Here is a 16,910-nt window from a genome sequence, read left to right on the forward strand (position 1 = left end):
CCAACTTCCCCACGGCTGGCGTGACCGCCTCGCGCCAAGTCCCTAGCCCTCCCATGCCGCGAACCGGAAGGAAGCCCATGTCACGCCCCTCCATCGCCGAGGTCAGCGCACTCATCGCCGACCTGGCCGCGCTGCGCCAGAACCCGGACCGCACCTCCGACGAGTATGCGGCGCTCATGAACCGCAAGGCGGACCTGTTGGAGCGCATCGCGGCCTGCACGCCTGGCGACGCCGATGCCGCCGAGGTGGCCCGTCTGGCCCGTGAGCGTGCCGACTCACTCAAGTCCGCCAACTGACCGCACGGAAGGGATCGGGAGCCGATGCGTGCCCAGCTCGCCCGCGTAGATGCGGTGATCGTCCAAGCCGTCATCGCGGGTGCCCTGTCCTTCTCGCACCTTCACGACCTCGCCGACGCGGCCGGACAGGGCGGCTGGAAGGCATGGGCCTACCCCGTCTCCGTCGACCTGCTGCTCGTCGCCGCCTGGCGCCGGATGCGCGAACAGCAGCGCGCCGGACAACCGGCCGGGGGACCGCGGCTGTGGTTCCTCATCGCCCTGGCCGCATCCCTCGGGGCCAACATCGCCACCGCCGGGCTCCTCGACCTGGACGACGTCCCCGCGTCGCTCCGCGTCGTGGTGGCCGGCTGGCCCGCCGTCGCCTTCTTCGGCGGAACCCTGCTCGCCCACACACCACGCACCCCGGACACGCCCACGGCCACGGCTACGCCCGAGACGGACAACGAACCGGCCCACGTCCCGACTGCGGTCGACGCACCCGAACGTGACGCGCTTCCGGCCCTGGTCACCGGCCCGGACTCTGATTCGGAGCCGCCCGCAACCCCCGAACCGGTCGCGGCTGTCCCCGCCCCGACGCCCGCCCCGGCCGTCACCCTCCCGCCCGCCCTCGTCGACCGTGCCCAGGCCCTGGCCGAGGAACACCGCGCCACCACCGGTCTCGCCGCAGACCCCGATGCCGTCCGCGCCCGGCTCGGCCTGCCCCCGTCCATGACGCCCTCTGTCGCCGCCCACCTCTGAGAAGGGACGAACACCGTGAACCCGCGCTTCCGCAACGTCCGCCGCATCGGCCCCGTGCAGGTCGCCTCCTACATCGCCCGCGGCCGCAACCGCCACCTCGCGGCCTGCACTGCGCCCCGTTGCGACTTCTCCACCGAGTACGACAGCCGCGCCGCCGCCGAACTCGCCGCACGCACCCACCGCTGCAAGGCCTGACAGGAGACCGCTGCCATGACCGTCCCTCTCTGGTTCGCCGTGCTCGTCGTCGCCGTCCTCGGCATCCAGCTCGCCCGCCCGCCGTGGTGGCTGGTCGCCCTGCTCCTCCTCGGCGGCTACCTCGTCGCCAACAGCGTTCTCGCCCCCGCCGTCGCCACGCTCCTCGACTGACCCACAGAAGGGACCGCCTCGTGTTCACCCCCAAGTACCCCCGCCCGGACACCGCCCCGATGCCCGCCAGCACACCCCCGGTGACCTACAGCCCGTCGGTCTACAGCCCCACCGCCTATGCCCCGGCCCCGGTTCCGGCGGCCCCCGCCTCCACCCGGCCGGCGGTCCAACTCACCCCGGGCAGCGTGCTCACCCTCGCCGCCGGTGGGGGAGCCCTGGTCCTGGTCGTCGGCGCGGTCCTCGTCTCCATGCTCCTCGCGGTCGCCATCACTGCCGCTTCCGTGGCCGTCTGCGCGGTCGTCATCCGCTCGATTCTCAAGAGCGACCGCCGCTGACCTCATCTGCGCAGCATCCCGGCCTGCCCACTCTGTCTAGCCCCCTATGCAGGCCGGGTGCCCGTCCTGAACTTCCGCCCCTCCAAGGAGGCACCCGCACATGCGCCCCGAGGCTTCCACCGGAGCCATCCGCCAACTGGCAGCCCTCGCCCAGCACGGCGACCTCAGCACCTACGCACACCAGGTTCAGCGGCTCGGCGGCTGCGAGCGGCCCGTACGGATGGAGGGCCACCGCCTCGACGTCCACGCCGCGACCGGCGAGATCGTCCGCGAGATCTTCGACCACGACCTTCCTGCCGGACAGCTCCTCATCCGCTGCAACAACCGCCGCGCTACCCGCTGCGCCGCCTGCGCCGAGGTCTATCGCAAGGACACGTTCCACCTCGTCACGGCCGGCCTGAGCGGCGGCAAGGGGATCGGCCCGACCGTCGCCCAACACCCCCGGGTCTTCGCCACCTTCACCGCGCCGTCCTTCGGCCCCGTCCACAACCGGCCCGGCGGCGGTCGCTGCCGCTGCGGATGCCTCCACCCGGAAGACGACCCCGCCCTCGGTACCCCGCTGAACCCGGAGCGATACGACTACCGCGCCGCCGTCCTCTGGAACGCGCACGCCGGTGCCCTGTGGGCCCGCTTCACCACCTACCTACGCCAACAGATCGCCTCCCGCGCGGACATCACCCGCTCCGAACTGCGCCACTGCCTCAAGCTCTCGTACGCCAAGGTCGCCGAGTACCAGCGGCGCGGAGCCGTGCACTTCCATGCCGTGATCCGCCTCGACGGCCCCGAAGGTGCCGAGGACTCCCCGCCCGTCTGGGCGACGACGGAACTCCTCTCCGACGCGATCCGCTCGGCCGTCCGGCTCGCCGAGACCCCCGGCCCGACCCTCGACGACCGCGCCCACACCTTCCGCTTCGGCGAACAGCTCGACATCCGCCCCATCCGCTCCGCCGACTTCGCCGGAACCACCCACCTGAGCAGCCGGGCCGTCGCTGCCTACATCGCCAAGTACGCCACCAAGGGCGCGGAGAGCGCGACGGGCACCATCGATCGCCCGATCCGCAACCCCATCACCGACCTGATCGGCACCGACGTCACCGACCACGCCCGGCAGATGATCCTTACCTGCTGGCACCTCGGCGGACTGCCCGAACTCGAAGAACTCCGGCTGCGCAAGTGGGCTCACATGCTCGGCTTCCGCGGCCACTTCTCCACCAAGTCCCGCGCGTACTCCGTCACCCTCGGCACCCTCCGCCAGGAACGCGCCGACCACAACGAAGCGCTCACGCGCGAACGGGCGGCTCTGGCCGGCCACCCCCTCCCGGACCCGGACACCGTCCTCGTCCTCTCGCACTGGCGCGTTGCCGGTACCGGCCTGACCGCCGCCGAATCCTGGCTAGCCACCTCACGGCGACCCGACACCCCGGACACGGAAGGAGACTCGTCGTGGACCGCCGACGAGACGAACTGATGACCGTCCCGCAGATCCTCGCCGAGCTGGGCGGAGTCTCCCGCCGCACCTTCTACCGCTGGCGCGAACTGGGACAGGCTCCAGAGGCGATCAAGCTCCCGAACGGTGAACTCCGCTTCTGGCGCAGCGACTTCACCTCGTGGCTCCACGGGCTCGGGGAGGCGGCGTGAAGTCCCATGACGTGAAGGTGTGGAGCATCCGCAAGCGGCCGTACAAGACGCCGTCGTACGACGTGCGATGGAAGGTCGGCGAGGTCCCGCCCTTCTCCGGGACCTTCCGGACCAAGGCGCTCGCCGACAACTTCCGCGCAAAGCTGCTCCGGGCTGCGCAAAAGGGCGAGGCGTTCAGCACTGAAACTGGTCTCCCGGACTCCATGGCGCCGATCAAAGAGTCCCTCACCTGGTACGACTTCGCGCGGACGTACGTCGCCATGAAATGGCCGCACGCCGCTCCGAACTCCCGCGACAGCCTGAACGAGACGATGACGCTCGTCACGACTCACCTCCTGGGCGACCGCGCCGGCCGCCCCGCGGATGATGTGTTGCGGCGTGCCCTGCGCGGCTGGGCCTTCGTCGTCCAGGCCCCGGACGAGGAGGCCCCGCCGGTGGACATCGCCAACGCCCTTCGATGGGTCGCCAAGGCCTCGCTACCGCTGACGACGCTCAAGAACCCGGCAGACATCCGCAGCGTCCTCGACTCGCTCAAGCTCACCCTTTCCGGTGCGCCAGCTGCCGCTGAGACGGTGCGACGCAAGCGGGCTGTCCTCTTCAACGCCCTGGCCTACGCAGTCGAGCTGGGGGAGCTCCCGGAGAACCCGGTCTCGCTCGTGAAGTGGAAGCTGCCCAAGGTCACCAAGGAAGTTGACCGTCGAGTCGTGGTGAACCCCCGGCAGGCGGCTGAGCTTCTGGGCGCGGTCTCGTACGTCGGTGGGTACCGCCGGGCCCGTGGGCGCCGACTCGTCGCGCTCTTTGCCTGCATGTACTTCGGTGGGCTGCGGCCGGCGGAAGCTGTGGCTCTGCGGGGTCCGGACTGCACACTGCCGGACAAAGGGTGGGGCTCGCTGATCCTGGAGAAGAGCCGCCCGACCGTCGGGAAGCGGTGGACTGGAACGGGGGAGGTGCACGACAACCGAGGCCTCAAGAATCGACCCGCCAACGAGACCCGCATCGTTCCGGCTCCGCCCCGCCTGGTGCGCATGCTCCGGGCTCACATCGAGGAGTTCGGTACGGCCAAGGATGGCCGACTGTTCGCTAATGAACGCGGTGGAGTGGTCGCCTCGACGACGTACTGGCGTGTCTGGGACGAGGCGCGGCACTTGGCGCTCACCCCGGAACAGGTGGCCTCGCCGTTGGCCGCTCGACCGTACGACCTGCGGCACGCCGCGCTCTCCTCGTGGCTCAACGCCGGCGTAGACCCCACAGAGGTTGCGGAGCGTGCGGGCAACAGCGTTGAAGTGCTGCTGAGTCGGTATGCCAAGTGCCTCGACGGTCGACAGGACGTCGCCAATCGCCGGATCGCCGAACTCCTAGGCGAGGATGACGGCCAGGAGGACGAGCCCGGCAACGGGCCCTGATCCACGCACCCCTCACAGTCCCCTGCGGCATGATGGCCCCTGAACTACGGTCCGGGGGCCATCGTCGTTTCCAGGGCCATGCGGAATCCGGCCCTTCGGCCAGTCCACGGCGTTGGAGGCGTGTCGCGGGGCGCAGGAGAAGCCAGAGCAAATCGGAAGTCGCCTTCCGCTCCGCACATCGATGAGGTCGGCTTCGTCGACAGACGTGTTACAGCAGAGGTCATCTGACACTTTCTTGGCCTCATTCAGGACTGCTGGCGCCTCTCAATTGCGGCGGGAGAATTTCCTTATGTCGCGGCCTACTCATCTAGGGCAGATTTTCTTCCTCCGCTGCCCTCGCTTCCTCTTCCGTCCTCGTTTTGAGCCAGTCCCTGATTCCCTCTGGAAACTGCGTGCTCTCATCGTGCAAGCTGTCGTCGACCTGACTGTATTGCAGGCCGTAAATCTTGGTAGCGATTGTCTCCTTGAGGTTTGTTTTGTCGAAGATTGCATCGTGCACGTGGGCCTGTGACATGTATGCACGAGTTAGGTTCGTTCGAGATAGATCCGCATTGATTAGCCTCGTCCGGAAGAGGTTCGCGCCCACTAGATTGGCCTCTCGCAACGTGACGTCCTTAAGGCTGCTGCGTCGAAGGGTCGAGCCCTGCAAATCGCAGCCTGCCATGTCTGCGCGATCAAACTTGATCATATCTAGGTCGAGGTCGTACAGATCGTATCCCCTTAGATCCGTCCCTGAAAGGTCAATCGTCTGGTATCGGCTTAGGGACGAGCCTTTGGGCTGCCTTGGAGCTGTGCCGATCACGTTTAGTGCGGCGAGAACGTCCTCTCGATGTACGTGCGTTCCTTCACCATTCCCTGAGGAGTTCTTTCGAGCGTACGTGCGCACGAATGCAGCTAGAACGTCCGCGCCAGCCCAGTAATCCCGCTCACTGTCGCGCATAATTCGACCAAGGCTATAGATTCCGCCGAGACGTTGCGTTACGTTTTCCGAGCCCAACAGCTTTATGGCTTCCAGGTACCTATCAGTGACTTGGCCTTCGCGGGTGAGTTCAGCTTGTTCGCGATCTTTATCGCGGGCATGAGCGAATTGGTCCTGACTGTGCAGGTAGAGCTTTTCGGCGTGTCGATGGCTCTTATGGGTGTAGTACAGGCCGATTCCTGCGATGGCACTGGCGGCAACGGCAACCAGTACAGTACGGATACCTGTGATAATGATGCCCGCGGACGGGACCAGCGCCCCATTGTTGTCGTGGATGTGCTGGTCCTCGATGTACCAGGGGCCCCACACGAGAGCGGCCACGAAAGCTACGGAGAGCAGTGCGATGGCTGAGCAGACTACCGCGCGCCGGGTGATCTTGGCCTTGATGTGAAGTCCCATGGCGGGATGATGGCTTGCAGAAAGCCCCGGCGTGTGTTGATCGGCTTTTTCAGAGCGGAACTTGAGGTTGCGGCGTGCGCTGACGGAGTTGATCTCAGATGCGTTCGGTACAAATTATGTCAGGCGTTGAGCGGGGCTTTCGTGGCGTTCGAAACGGGATGAGCGGGGCGTAGCGTGAGACGTCACTGGGCATCGCGGACAGCCCTCGAACCCCGCATCGTTCTGGCTCCGCCCTGCCTGGTGCGCATACTCCTCGCGCACACCCAGGAGTTCGGCACGGCCAAAGACGGCCTGCTGTTCGCCAATGATCGCGGTGGAGTGGTCGCCTCGACGACGTACTGGCGTGTCTGGGACGAGGCGCGGCACCTGGCGCTCACCCCGGAGCAGGTGGCCTCGCCGCTCGCCGCTCGCCGCTCGCCGCTCGACCGTACGACCTGCGCCACGCGGCGCTCTCCTCGTGGCTCAACGCCGGCGTGGACCCCACCGAGGTTGCGGAGCGCGCGGGCAACAGCGTCGAGGTGCTCCTCAGCCGCTACGCGAAGTGCCTCGATGGTCGGCAGGACGTCGCTAATCGCCGGATCGCCGAACTCCTCGGTGAGGACGACGGCCAGGAGGACGAGCCCGGCAACGGGCTCTGATCGCGACACACCTCCGACACACGCACTGCGGCATGATGGCCCCTGGACCACGGTCCGGGGGCCTCGTCGTTTTCCGGGGTTGACCTGCTGATTCCTGGTCGGCGGCCAGTCCACGCATAGTCCACAGCACCCGACATACAGCCGCTCCGAGCGGCACATGGCTGCACATACGCCAAGACCCCGTCCTCAGCGAAAGCGCTGGTGGCGGGGTCTTTGGGCACCTGATTCAAGGTGCCCCCGGCAGGATTCGAACCTGCGCACACGGCTCCGGAGGCCGTTGCTCTATCCCCTGAGCTACGGGGGCGTGTCGGTCGTGAGGTGTTGCTCGCGGCGACGGGTAGAACACTACCAGCTCGCTCGGGGTGTTCATGAACGGGTTTCTGCGGGTCCGGGGCGGGGTGTGGGTCGCCCGCACGGGGTGGAAGTGGGGAAAACCCGGACGCGGTGGCCGGTCCCGACCTACTCTCGAGTTGTGCCAGGCGCGTCGGGCCGGGTGCTTGTTGTGGACGACAACAAGGTCATCCGGCAGCTGATCAGGGTCAATCTCGAGCTGGAGGGCATCGAGGTCGTGACCGCGGGCGATGGCGTCGAGTGTCTGGATGTCGTTCATCAGGTGCAGCCGGATCTTGTGACGCTCGATGTCGTCATGCCCCGGTTGGACGGGTTGCGTACCGCCGCTCGGTTGCGTGCCGATCCGCGGACGCGTGATCTCCCCCTTGTCGTCATCAGCGCCTGTACGCAGTACGAGGTCGAAGCCGGTCTCGAGGTCGGCGTCGACGCGTTCCTCGCCAAGCCCTTCGATCCTGCCGAACTCGTCTCCGTCGTACGGGAGTTGATGGAGCGCAGGGAAGGTGTGGGTCTGGAGCTGGGGCGCGGGACCGTGCGCGTGGCAGAGGAAGGCGTAGGGGCGGGGAAGGGTGCAGGGCCGGGGCCCGGCGCTGCGGGCTCAGGGGCCGAGTAGGGCCGTTCTGCAGATCTGACACGCGTCGGTGCAGCGGTGACGCGGTGCAGCAGCACGTCGGTAGATCAAGTCCCGGCGCCCGTCCAGGTCAGGTGCCGGTCTGTACGGTCCCGGTGGGCCCTGCCGCCCGAAACCATTGCCCATTGCGGTCCGCCCAGCACTCCGCCCCCATCCCCCTCTGCGCCCCATGTCCCGCCTCCTCACCTCCCGACCCCTCCCGGTCCACATCCCGGACCGCTGGTAAACCGGGTCGCCTACCCACCCCCCTCCTCCCCTACGCTTGTCCCGTGACCCCCGTCGAGCTCTCACACACCGTGCTGCGCGCGGTGCGTCGTGCTGTCGATGACGGGGAGCTGAGTGTGGTCGTACCCCCGCGGGCCGTGGTCACCGTTCCGGGGCCCGGTGGCTGTGGGGACTACGCGACCAACATCGCCCTCCAGCTCGCGCGGCCGGCCGGGCAGCCGCCGCAGCGGGTCGCCGAGGTTCTCCGGCCGTATCTTCTCGGTGCCGCCGGGGTCGGTGACGTCGTCGTCACCGGGCCCGGGTTTCTCAACATCAGCCTGCAGGGGGCGCAGGGGTCGGTCGCGCTCGTCAGCGAGATCCTGCGGAGCCAGGGCCGGAGTGGGGTGGGGTACGGGTACGCCGATCGGCCCACCGGGCAGGTCGTGCAGCTGCATGCCCCGCATGAGGTCCGTGCCGTCGTCGTCATGGACGTCGTGGCCCGTGTGCTGCGTTCGCAGGGCGCCCTCGTCCGTACCAGCTGTGTGGCGCGTCCCGAGCGGGAGTGGACCGAGGTGCTCGGGGTCGGGGTCGACGCGTACGGCACGTCCGACGCGCCGGCTCCGCTCGAGGTCAACGTGCGTCCCGTCCCCGCCGCCCCGGCCGATCCCGTGTCGCTCGGTCGCGACGCCGGTCGTTGGGCTCTGCTCCACCCCGCCGCTCATGACCGGCCCCGCATCACCTCCGAGTACCTGTCCCAGCGGGAGGGCAACCCGCTCTTCCGGGTCCGTTACGCCCACGCCCGCACCCGGGCGCTCAGCCGTAACGCCGCCGACCTGGGCTTCGACGCCCACCCCGGAGTCGTCCCGGACGTACGCGCACTCGAGATCGCCCTCGCCGACCATCCGCGCATCCTGGCCGCGGCGGCGGCACAGCACGCTCCCGACCGTCTCGCCCGGCATCTCCTCGCCGTCGCCGACGCCGTCACCCCTCTTCTCCCCATCGTCCTGCCCCGTGGTGAGGAGAAACCCTCGGCCGCCCACCGTGCCCGGCTCGCGCTTGCCGAAGCCGCCGGGACGGTGCTGGCCGGCGGCCTGTCCCTGCTCGGCATCGACGCACCCGACCATCTCTGAAAGAGCACGCCAAAGATGAGCCGTTCCGCCCACCCCGCCGGGCCCCGTCACGCCGACGTCTTTCCGGAGGGCCACTACTCCGCCCCGCCCGCCGATCTCAACGCCCTCCACCCGAAGGTCTGGGCGCACACCGTCACCCGAAACACCGACGGTGTGCTGACCGTGGGCGGTGTCGACGTCGCCGCTCTCGCCGAGGAGTACGGCACCCCCGCCTACATCCTCGACGAGGCCGACTTCCGCGAGCGGGCCCGTGCCTGGCGTACCGCCTTCGGGACCGACGCCGACGTCTTCTACGCCGGCAAGGCGTTCCTGTCCCGGGCCGTCGTGCGGTGGCTGCACGAGGAGGGGCTCAACCTCGACGTCTGTTCGGGCGGCGAGCTCGCCACCGCCCTTTCCGCCGGCATGCCCGCCGATCGCATCGCCTTCCACGGCAACAACAAGTCCGTCGACGAAATTCACCGTGCCATCGACGCCGGGGTCGGGCGTATCGTTCTCGACTCCTTCCAGGAGATCGTGCGCGTCGCCCATGTCGCGCAGTCCCTCGGTAAGCGGCAGCGGGTGCAGATTCGTATCACCGTCGGCGTCGAGGCCCATACGCACGAGTTCATCGCCACCGCGCACGAGGACCAGAAGTTCGGGATTCCGCTCGCGGGCGGACAGGCGGCGGAAGCCGTCCGGCGGGCTCTTCAGCTCGACGGGCTCGAACTCATCGGACTGCACTCCCACATCGGGTCGCAGATCTTCGACATGTCCGGCTTCGAGGTCGCCGCCCACCGGGTCGTCGGACTGCTCAAGGACATCCGCGACGAGCACGGCGTCGAGCTGCCCGAGATCGACCTCGGCGGTGGGCTCGGGATCGCCTACACCAGCGACGACGATCCCCGCGAACCCCACGAGATCGCCAAGGCGCTCACCGAGATCGTCACCCGTGAGTGCGAGGGCGCCCGGCTCCGCACTCCTCGTATCTCCGTCGAGCCGGGGCGCGCCATCGTCGGCCCCACCGCCTTCACCCTCTACGAGGTCGGCACCATCAAGCCCCTCGACGGGCTGCGTACGTACGTCTCCGTCGACGGCGGCATGTCGGACAACATCCGTACCGCGCTGTACGACGCGGAGTACAGCGTCGCGCTGGTCTCCCGGACCTCCGACGCCGAGCCGATGCTCGCGCGGGTCGTCGGCAAGCACTGCGAGAGCGGCGACATCGTCGTGAAGGACGCGTTCCTGCCCTCCGACCTGGCACCGGGTGACCTGATCGCAGTACCCGCCACGGGCGCGTACTGCCGGTCGATGGCCAGCAACTACAACCATGTGCTGCGGCCGCCCGTGGTCGCCGTGCGCGAGGGGGAGTCGCGGGTCATCGTGCGGCGCGAGACCGAGGAGGACCTGCTGCGACTCGACGTCGGCTGAGGGCAGCCGGGAACGGTCGGGAACAGCTGGGAGCAGTCGAGAAACAGTCGGGAACAGCCGAGAAACAGGGGGCGGAACGGACGGCGGGACGGCGGACACGACCGCTGGCGGAAACGACTGCCGGAAACGGCCGGCATACGCCGACGGAAAAGGGCGGAAGATCTCCTGTCTGCCGCCCCTGTAAAAATGAAATAGATGTCTCACGATCCGGACCAGGGATAGAAACTCCGGTCCGGTGAGTGAGACTGGGGCAACCGGAAACAACCGTAGACGGTATGAGGAAACGAGGTCGGATGATGCGTACGCGTCCGCTGAAGGTGGCGCTGCTGGGCTGTGGAGTGGTCGGCTCAGAGGTGGCGCGCATCATGACGACGCACGCCGACGACCTCGCCGCGCGGATCGGGGCCCCGGTGGAACTCGCCGGTGTGGCCGTTCGGCGGCCCTCCCGGGTCCGTGAGGGCATCGACCCCGCCCTCGTCACCACCGACGCCACCGCCCTCGTCAAGCGCGGCGACATCGACGTCGTCGTCGAGGTCATCGGCGGCATCGAGCCCGCTCGTACGCTCATCACCACCGCTTTCGAGTACGGCGCCTCCGTCGTCTCCGCGAACAAGGCGCTCCTCGCGCAGGACGGTGCCGCGCTGCACGCGGCCGCCGAGGAGCACGGCGAGGACCTCTACTACGAGGCCTCCGTCGCCGGTGCCATCCCGCTGATCCGGCCGCTGCGCGAGTCCCTCGCCGGCGACAAGGTCAACCGGGTGCTGGGGATCGTCAACGGCACCACCAACTTCATCCTCGACAAGATGGACTCCACCGGCGCCGGGTATCAGGAGGCCCTCGACGAGGCCACCGCCCTGGGATACGCCGAGGCCGACCCCACGGCCGATGTCGAGGCGTTCGACGCCGCCGCCAAGGCGGCCATCCTCGCCGGGATCGCCTTCCACACGCGCGTGCGCCTCGACGACGTCTACCGCGAGGGCATGACCGAGGTGACCGCGTCCGACTTCGCCTCCGCCAGGGAGATGGGCTGCACCATCAAGCTGCTCGCCATCTGTGAGCGGGCCGCGGACGGCGGGTCGGTCACCGCGCGCGTGCACCCGGCGATGATTCCGCTGAGCCACCCGCTGGCCTCCGTGCGCGGCGCCTACAACGCCGTGTTCGTGGAGTCGGACGCGGCCGGGCAGCTCATGTTCTACGGTCCCGGCGCCGGCGGTGCTCCCACCGCCTCCGCCGTGCTCGGCGACCTCGTCGCCGTCTGCCGCAACCGGCTCAGCGGGGCAACGGGGCCCGGCGAGTCGGCGTATGCCGCCCTGCCGGTGTCGCCGATGGGCGACGTCGTCACGCGCTACCACATCAGTCTGGACGTCGCCGACAAACCGGGTGTTCTCGCCCAGGTGGCGACCGTGTTCGCCGAGCACGGGGTGTCCATCGATACGGTTCGCCAGCAAGGGCGACAGGACAGCGACGGCGAGGCTTCTCTCGTCGTCGTCACCCACCGCGCGTCCGACGCCTCCCTCACCGGGACCGTCGAGGCGCTGCGCAAGCTCGACACCGTGCGGGGTGTCGCCAGCATCATGCGGGTTGAAGGAGAGTAACCAGCAATGACCCACCAGTGGCGCGGAATCATCGAGGAGTACCGGGACCGGCTGCCGGTTTCCGACAGCACGCCCGTCGTGACGCTCCGTGAGGGCGGCACGCCCCTCGTGCCCGCGCAGGTGCTCTCCGAGCGCACGGGCTGCGAGGTCCACCTCAAGGTGGAGGGTGCCAACCCCACCGGGTCCTTCAAGGACCGCGGCATGACCATGGCCATCACGCGGGCCAAGGAGGAGGGCGCGCAGGCCGTCATCTGCGCCTCCACCGGCAACACCTCCGCGTCCGCCGCCGCGTACGCGGTGCGGGCCGGCATGGTCTGTGCCGTCCTCGTCCCGCAGGGCAAGATCGCGATCGGCAAGATGGGCCAGGCCCTCGTCCACGGCGCGAAGATCCTCCAGGTCGACGGCAACTTCGACGACTGCCTCACGCTCGCCCGTGCGCTGAGCGACAACTACCCGGTGGCGCTGGTCAATTCGGTGAACCCGGTGCGCATCGAGGGCCAGAAGACGGCCGCGTTCGAGATCGTGGACATGCTCGGCGACGCCCCCGACATCCACGTCCTGCCGGTCGGCAACGCGGGCAACATCACCGCGTACTGGAAGGGGTACCAGGAGTACGCCGCCGACAAGATCGCCGTACGGACCCCCCGTATGTGGGGATTCCAGGCGTCGGGCAGCGCCCCGATCGTGCGCGGCGAGGTCGTCAAGGACCCGTCGACCATCGCCACCGCGATCCGCATCGGCAACCCGGCCTCCTGGAAGTTCGCGCTGGCCGCGCAGGAGGAGTCCGGCGGCTTCATCGACGAGGTGACGGACCGTGAGATTCTGCGCGCCTACCGGCTGTTGGCCGCGCAGGAGGGTGTCTTCGTGGAGCCCGCGTCCGCCGCGTCCGTGGCCGGTCTGCTGAAGGCCGCCGAGCAGGGCAAGGTCGACCCGGGGCAGAAGATCGTGTGCACCGTCACCGGCAACGGTCTGAAGGACCCCGACTGGGCCGTCGCCGGCGCCCCGCAGCCCGTCACCGTGCCGGTCGACGCGGTGACGGCGGCCGAGCGCCTCGGCCTCGCGTAGACGGACCGTGCGTCGCCCGTGTCACTCGCGGGCGACGCGCAGGGGGCTTTCCCGCGCAGGGGTGCACAGGGGGCTTACGACACGCATCGTGCGCCGCCCGTGCGCCCTATGTCGCCACAGAACCTTCCTTCGATAGGCTGTACTGAATCCGCCCGCCGCATATGCCGCAGTGCCGCGTCGTCGCCGTGTCGTTGCCGCGTCGTCTCCGCGGACTCCAGGGTTCTCCGTACAGGTCTCCCGTACATATCGAATGTCATTCGACAGTCCCGCAGCTCAAGGAGAGTCATCGCGAGATGGCCGGTCCCGCCTTCCGCGCCGCCCCCGTCCGGGTGCGCGTTCCCGCCACCAGCGCCAACCTCGGCCCGGGCTTCGACGCCTTCGGCCTCGCACTGGGGCTCTACGACGACGTCGTCGTCCGGGTGGCCGATTCCGGGCTGCACATCGACATCGCGGGGGAGGGCAGCGAGACGCTGCCGCGCGACGAGAAGCACCTCCTCGTCCGCTCCCTGCGCACCGCCTTCGACGTCCTGGGCGGCCAGCCGCGCGGCCTGGAGATCGTCTGCGCCAACCGCATCCCGCACGGCCGTGGCCTCGGCTCCTCCTCCGCCGCGATCTGCGCCGGAATCGTCGCCGCGCGCGCGGTGACCATAGGCGGCGAGAGCAAGCTCGACGACGCGGCCCTGCTCGAGCTCGCGACCGAGATCGAGGGTCACCCGGACAACGTGGCGGCCTGTCTGCTGGGCGGGTTCAGCCTGTCCTGGATGGAGGCGGGCGCCGCGCGGGCGATCAGGATGGAGCCCGCCGATTCCATCGTTCCGGTGGTTTTCGTGCCCGGGAAGCCGGTTCTCACCGAGACCGCGCGCGGCCTGCTCCCTCGTTCCGTCCCGCACGTCGACGCCGCCGCCAACGCGGGCCGGGCCGCACTGCTCGTCGAGGCCCTCACCCGGCGTCCCGAACTGCTGCTGCCCGCCACCGAGGACCGTCTGCACCAGGAGTACCGCGCACCGGCGATGCCCGAGAGCGCGGCACTGGTGGAAAGGCTGCGCGCCGACGGGATTCCCGCCGTCATCTCCGGCGCCGGACCCACCGTGATGGCGCTGGCCGACGCGGGCACCGCCGACAAGATCGAGGCCTCGGCCGGCGCGGACTGGGCCGCGAACCGCCTGGCCCTGGACCTGAAGGGCGCGTGCGTACTGCCGCTCGCACCCGCTGGTGACAGCCACTCCGGCGACATTTAAGCGCACGGTTGCCGGATTTCGAGAGGGGGAATGTTTGTTGGATCCGGTAGTGTTAACCTCAAGTCTGCACCCGACCCCACCATGGCGAGGTGCTTCGCGTCCCCCTTCGGGACAGACATTCTTCCGGGAGCTCCCCAAGCCGCACTGCGTTCCGTACGTCGTACCTGGGCAGTACGCAGTACAGCGACGCTGAGTGGTCCACAGGGCACGCTCCGGAATTGGTGCGACCACGCCGCGTGACACTGAGTGTCATGGCACGTCGCGGTAGCGCCATCACCAGCAAATTCTCTTCCGCCGCTTTGGCGGACCACCGCCCCGGCTTCGCCACAGCAAGGACCGAAGTCGGACAGCACAACCGGTCGCCGAGCCAGACAGGCCGACGTCCGCTCCAGGGAAGGACCCTTCGTGAGCGACACCACCGATCTGATGGGCGCACGTGTCGAGGAGACCGCTGCCGCGCCCGCCACGGACGCCTCCGCGCCTGCCACCGGTGCCGGCTCCCGGCGGCGCCGCGGTACCGGCCTCGAGGGCATGGTGCTGGCCGAGCTTCAGCAGGTCGCATCCGGCCTCGGTATCAGGGGCACGGCGCGTATGCGCAAGAGCCAGCTGATCGAGGTCATCAAGGAGGCGCAGGCGGGAGGCGGAGCAGCCGCTCCCAAGGCCGCGACGACCCCCGCCGGGGACGCCGCCGAGACCAAGCCCAAGCGCCGCGCCACCTCCAAGGCGCGCACCGGCGACGAGGCCGCCGAGAAGAAGGCGGACACCGCCAAGGCCGAGGCCCCCGCCGAGAAGGCCGTGGCCCAGCAGCAGATCGAGATCCCCGGCCAGCCGGCCAGCAACGACGCGCCCACCGAGCGCCGTCGCCGCCGCGCCACCGCCGACGCGGGCAGCCCGGAGACGGTCGTCGCCGAGGCGAAGGCCGCCCCGAAGGCCGAGGCGTCCGCCCCGGCGCAGAGCGAGTCCCAGGCGCAGCCGCAGGGCGACGCCAGGGGCGACGCCGACGGTGGCGAGGGCCGCCGCCGCGACCGCCGTGAGCGCGGCCGCGACCGCGGTGAGCGTGGCGACCGCGGCGACCGCGGCGACCGTCGCAAGGGCGACGACCAGCAGGGTGGCGGCCAGCAGCAGCGGGGTGGCCAGCAGCAGGGTCAGCAGCAGAGCGGTGGCCGTCAGGACCGCCAGCAGCGCGACAACGGCCCCCAGGACGACGACGAGTTCGGCGATGGCCGGCGTGGCCGGCGTGGCCGTTACCGCGACCGCCGTGGCCGTCGTGGGCGTGACGAGATCGGCGCCGCCGAGCCGCAGGTCGCCGACGACGACGTCCTGATTCCCGTCGCGGGCATCCTGGACATCCTCGACAACTACGCGTTCATCCGTACGTCGGGCTACCTGCCGGGTCCCAACGACGTGTACGTCTCGCTCGCCCAGGTCCGCAAGAACGGTCTGCGCAAGGGCGACCACGTCACCGGCGCGGTCCGTCAGCCCAAGGACGGCGAGCGTCGCGAGAAGTTCAACGCGCTCGTCCGGCTGGACTCCACCAACGGCATGGCGCCCGATTCCGGGCGCGGGCGACCGGAGTTCAACAAGCTGACCCCGCTCTACCCGCAGGACCGCCTCCGTCTGGAGACGGACCCGGGCGTGCTGACGACCCGCATCATCGACCTCGTGTCGCCGATCGGCAAGGGCCAGCGCGGTCTGATCGTGGCCCCGCCGAAGACCGGCAAGACCATGATCATGCAGGCGATCGCCAACGCGATCACGCACAACAACCCCGAGTGCCACCTGATGGTCGTCCTGGTGGACGAGCGTCCGGAAGAGGTCACCGACATGCAGCGGTCGGTGAAGGGCGAGGTCATCTCCTCGACCTTCGACCGCCCGGCCGAGGACCACACCACGGTCGCCGAGCTCGCCATCGAGCGCGCCAAGCGTCTGGTGGAGCTGGGCCACGACGTGGTCGTGCTGCTCGACTCGATCACGCGTCTGGGCCGTGCGTACAACCTCGCCGCCCCGGCCTCCGGCCGCATCCTGTCCGGTGGTGTCGACTCGACCGCCCTGTACCCGCCGAAGCGCTTCTTCGGTGCGGCCCGCAACATCGAGGACGGCGGCTCGCTGACCATCCTCGCCACCGCTCTGGTGGACACCGGGTCCCGCATGGACGAGGTGATCTTCGAGGAGTTCAAGGGCACCGGCAACATGGAGCTCAAGCTCGACCGGAAGCTCGCCGACAAGCGCATCTTCCCGGCGGTGGACGTCGACGCGTCCGGTACCCGTAAGGAAGAGATCCTGCTCGGCAACGAGGAGCTCGCCGTCACCTGGAAGCTGCGCCGAGTGCTGCACGCGCTCGACCAGCAGCAGGCGATCGAGCTGCTCCTCGACAAGATGAAGCAGACGAAGTCGAACGGCGAGTTCCTGATGCAGATCCAGAAGACGACGCCGTCGACGGGCAACAACGACTGACAACTGTCGTCCGACGACTGAAGATTGATGACTGACGTCTGACGTC

The 16,910-nt window shown here is 69.1% G+C and carries 16 protein-coding genes, 1 tRNA gene and 1 pseudogene; 16 read left to right on the forward strand and 2 right to left on the reverse strand.

Features of this window, described 5'->3' with window-relative positions:
- The first annotated feature begins 77 nt into the window (after positions 1-77).
- The 8 genes from OG736_RS29630 (at position 78) to OG736_RS29665 (ending at position 4,776) form a co-directional block, all read left to right on the forward strand.
- Positions 78-296, forward strand: a complete 219-nt coding sequence (locus OG736_RS29630; RefSeq protein WP_314218864.1) for a hypothetical protein — start codon at positions 78-80, stop codon at positions 294-296.
- 24 nt (positions 297-320) lie between these two features.
- Positions 321-1,034, forward strand: a complete 714-nt coding sequence (locus OG736_RS29635) for a DUF2637 domain-containing protein (protein WP_314218865.1) — start codon at positions 321-323, stop codon at positions 1,032-1,034.
- A gap of 15 nt (positions 1,035-1,049) precedes the next feature.
- Positions 1,050-1,229 (forward strand): mobile element transfer protein, encoded by a 180-nt coding sequence (locus OG736_RS29640; protein ID WP_030795965.1) that lies wholly within the window; start codon positions 1,050-1,052, stop codon positions 1,227-1,229.
- 15 nt (positions 1,230-1,244) lie between these two features.
- Positions 1,245-1,400 carry a hypothetical protein gene (locus OG736_RS29645; RefSeq protein ID WP_167467581.1) on the forward strand — a complete coding sequence of 52 codons (156 nt, stop codon included), beginning with the start codon at positions 1,245-1,247 and terminating at the stop codon, positions 1,398-1,400.
- A 20-nt stretch (positions 1,401-1,420) separates the two neighbouring features.
- Positions 1,421-1,735, forward strand: a complete 315-nt coding sequence (locus tag OG736_RS29650; protein ID WP_314218866.1) for a SpdD protein — start codon at positions 1,421-1,423, stop codon at positions 1,733-1,735.
- A 100-nt stretch (positions 1,736-1,835) separates the two neighbouring features.
- Positions 1,836-3,203 carry a replication initiator gene (locus OG736_RS29655; RefSeq protein ID WP_327185101.1) on the forward strand — a complete coding sequence of 456 codons (1,368 nt, stop codon included), beginning with the start codon at positions 1,836-1,838 and terminating at the stop codon, positions 3,201-3,203.
- A complete protein-coding gene (locus tag OG736_RS29660; RefSeq protein WP_041669189.1) occupies positions 3,203-3,373 on the forward strand; it encodes a helix-turn-helix transcriptional regulator in 171 nt (56 codons plus the stop codon). The genes OG736_RS29655 and OG736_RS29660 overlap by 1 nt, the downstream gene beginning before the upstream one ends.
- The gene (locus tag OG736_RS29665; protein ID WP_327185102.1) at positions 3,370-4,776 is read left to right on the forward strand and encodes a tyrosine-type recombinase/integrase; all 1,407 of its coding nucleotides are present in this window, start codon (positions 3,370-3,372) and stop codon (positions 4,774-4,776) included. Before OG736_RS29660 ends, OG736_RS29665 begins: the two co-directional genes overlap by 4 nt.
- 307 nt (positions 4,777-5,083) lie before the next feature.
- Here the strand turns inward: OG736_RS29665 and OG736_RS29670 are convergent, their stop codons facing one another.
- Positions 5,084-6,154, reverse strand: coding sequence for a pentapeptide repeat-containing protein (locus tag OG736_RS29670; protein ID WP_327185103.1), 1,071 nt, complete (start codon positions 6,152-6,154; stop codon positions 5,084-5,086).
- A gap of 192 nt (positions 6,155-6,346) precedes the next feature.
- On the opposite strand from OG736_RS29670, the pseudogene OG736_RS29675 reads away from it, so the two are divergent.
- Positions 6,347-6,792 (forward strand): annotated as a pseudogene (locus tag OG736_RS29675) (tyrosine-type recombinase/integrase); the annotation flags it as partial.
- 232 nt (positions 6,793-7,024) lie between these two features.
- On the opposite strand, the gene OG736_RS29680 reads toward OG736_RS29675, so the two are convergent.
- Positions 7,025-7,096 (reverse strand) — tRNA-Arg (locus OG736_RS29680).
- Positions 7,097-7,264: 168 nt separating this feature from the next.
- Between OG736_RS29680 and OG736_RS29685 the strand changes: the two genes are divergently transcribed.
- The 7 genes from OG736_RS29685 to rho all read left to right on the forward strand — a co-directional run bounded on the left by OG736_RS29685 (position 7,265) and on the right by rho (position 16,864).
- Entirely contained in the window at positions 7,265-7,753 is a 489-nt protein-coding gene (locus OG736_RS29685; RefSeq protein ID WP_442817091.1) for a response regulator, read from the forward strand.
- A gap of 287 nt (positions 7,754-8,040) precedes the next feature.
- Positions 8,041-9,105 (forward strand): ArgS-related anticodon-binding protein NrtL, encoded by a 1,065-nt coding sequence (nrtL, locus tag OG736_RS29690; RefSeq protein ID WP_327185105.1) that lies wholly within the window; start codon positions 8,041-8,043, stop codon positions 9,103-9,105.
- A 15-nt stretch (positions 9,106-9,120) separates the two neighbouring features.
- Positions 9,121-10,512, forward strand: coding sequence for a diaminopimelate decarboxylase (lysA, locus tag OG736_RS29695; protein WP_327185106.1), 1,392 nt, complete (start codon positions 9,121-9,123; stop codon positions 10,510-10,512).
- Between the two features lie 296 nt (positions 10,513-10,808).
- Positions 10,809-12,107 (forward strand): homoserine dehydrogenase, encoded by a 1,299-nt coding sequence (locus OG736_RS29700; protein WP_028807061.1) that lies wholly within the window; start codon positions 10,809-10,811, stop codon positions 12,105-12,107.
- Between the two features lie 6 nt (positions 12,108-12,113).
- Positions 12,114-13,172 carry a threonine synthase gene (thrC, locus tag OG736_RS29705; RefSeq protein WP_142266183.1) on the forward strand — a complete coding sequence of 353 codons (1,059 nt, stop codon included), beginning with the start codon at positions 12,114-12,116 and terminating at the stop codon, positions 13,170-13,172.
- A gap of 293 nt (positions 13,173-13,465) precedes the next feature.
- Positions 13,466-14,410 (forward strand): homoserine kinase, encoded by a 945-nt coding sequence (gene thrB, locus OG736_RS29710; protein ID WP_020131194.1) that lies wholly within the window; start codon positions 13,466-13,468, stop codon positions 14,408-14,410.
- Between the two features lie 405 nt (positions 14,411-14,815).
- The gene (rho, locus tag OG736_RS29715; protein WP_327185107.1) at positions 14,816-16,864 is read left to right on the forward strand and encodes a transcription termination factor Rho; all 2,049 of its coding nucleotides are present in this window, start codon (positions 14,816-14,818) and stop codon (positions 16,862-16,864) included.
- Positions 16,865-16,910 lie beyond the last annotated feature (46 nt).

Source organism: Streptomyces sp. NBC_01334 (assembly GCF_035983595.1).
Classification (GTDB): domain Bacteria; phylum Actinomycetota; class Actinomycetes; order Streptomycetales; family Streptomycetaceae; genus Streptomyces; species Streptomyces coriariae.

What these genes read in the sequence shown, in the direction of transcription:
- OG736_RS29700 (WP_028807061.1), top strand. Translation starts at nt 10,809, where the DNA reads ATGCGTACGCGTCCGCTGAAGGTGGCGCTGCTGGGCTGTGGAGTGGTC.
- OG736_RS29670 (WP_327185103.1), bottom strand. Translation starts at nt 6,154, where the DNA reads ATGGGACTTCACATCAAGGCCAAGATCACCCGGCGCGCGGTAGTCTGC.
- OG736_RS29645 (WP_167467581.1), top strand. Translation starts at nt 1,245, where the DNA reads ATGACCGTCCCTCTCTGGTTCGCCGTGCTCGTCGTCGCCGTCCTCGGC.
- OG736_RS29630 (WP_314218864.1), top strand. Translation starts at nt 78, where the DNA reads ATGTCACGCCCCTCCATCGCCGAGGTCAGCGCACTCATCGCCGACCTG.
- OG736_RS29655 (WP_327185101.1), top strand. Translation starts at nt 1,836, where the DNA reads ATGCGCCCCGAGGCTTCCACCGGAGCCATCCGCCAACTGGCAGCCCTC.
- OG736_RS29660 (WP_041669189.1), top strand. Translation starts at nt 3,203, where the DNA reads ATGACCGTCCCGCAGATCCTCGCCGAGCTGGGCGGAGTCTCCCGCCGC.
- OG736_RS29635 (WP_314218865.1), top strand. Translation starts at nt 321, where the DNA reads ATGCGTGCCCAGCTCGCCCGCGTAGATGCGGTGATCGTCCAAGCCGTC.
- lysA (WP_327185106.1), top strand. Translation starts at nt 9,121, where the DNA reads ATGAGCCGTTCCGCCCACCCCGCCGGGCCCCGTCACGCCGACGTCTTT.
- thrB (WP_020131194.1), top strand. Translation starts at nt 13,466, where the DNA reads ATGGCCGGTCCCGCCTTCCGCGCCGCCCCCGTCCGGGTGCGCGTTCCC.
- thrC (WP_142266183.1), top strand. Translation starts at nt 12,114, where the DNA reads ATGACCCACCAGTGGCGCGGAATCATCGAGGAGTACCGGGACCGGCTG.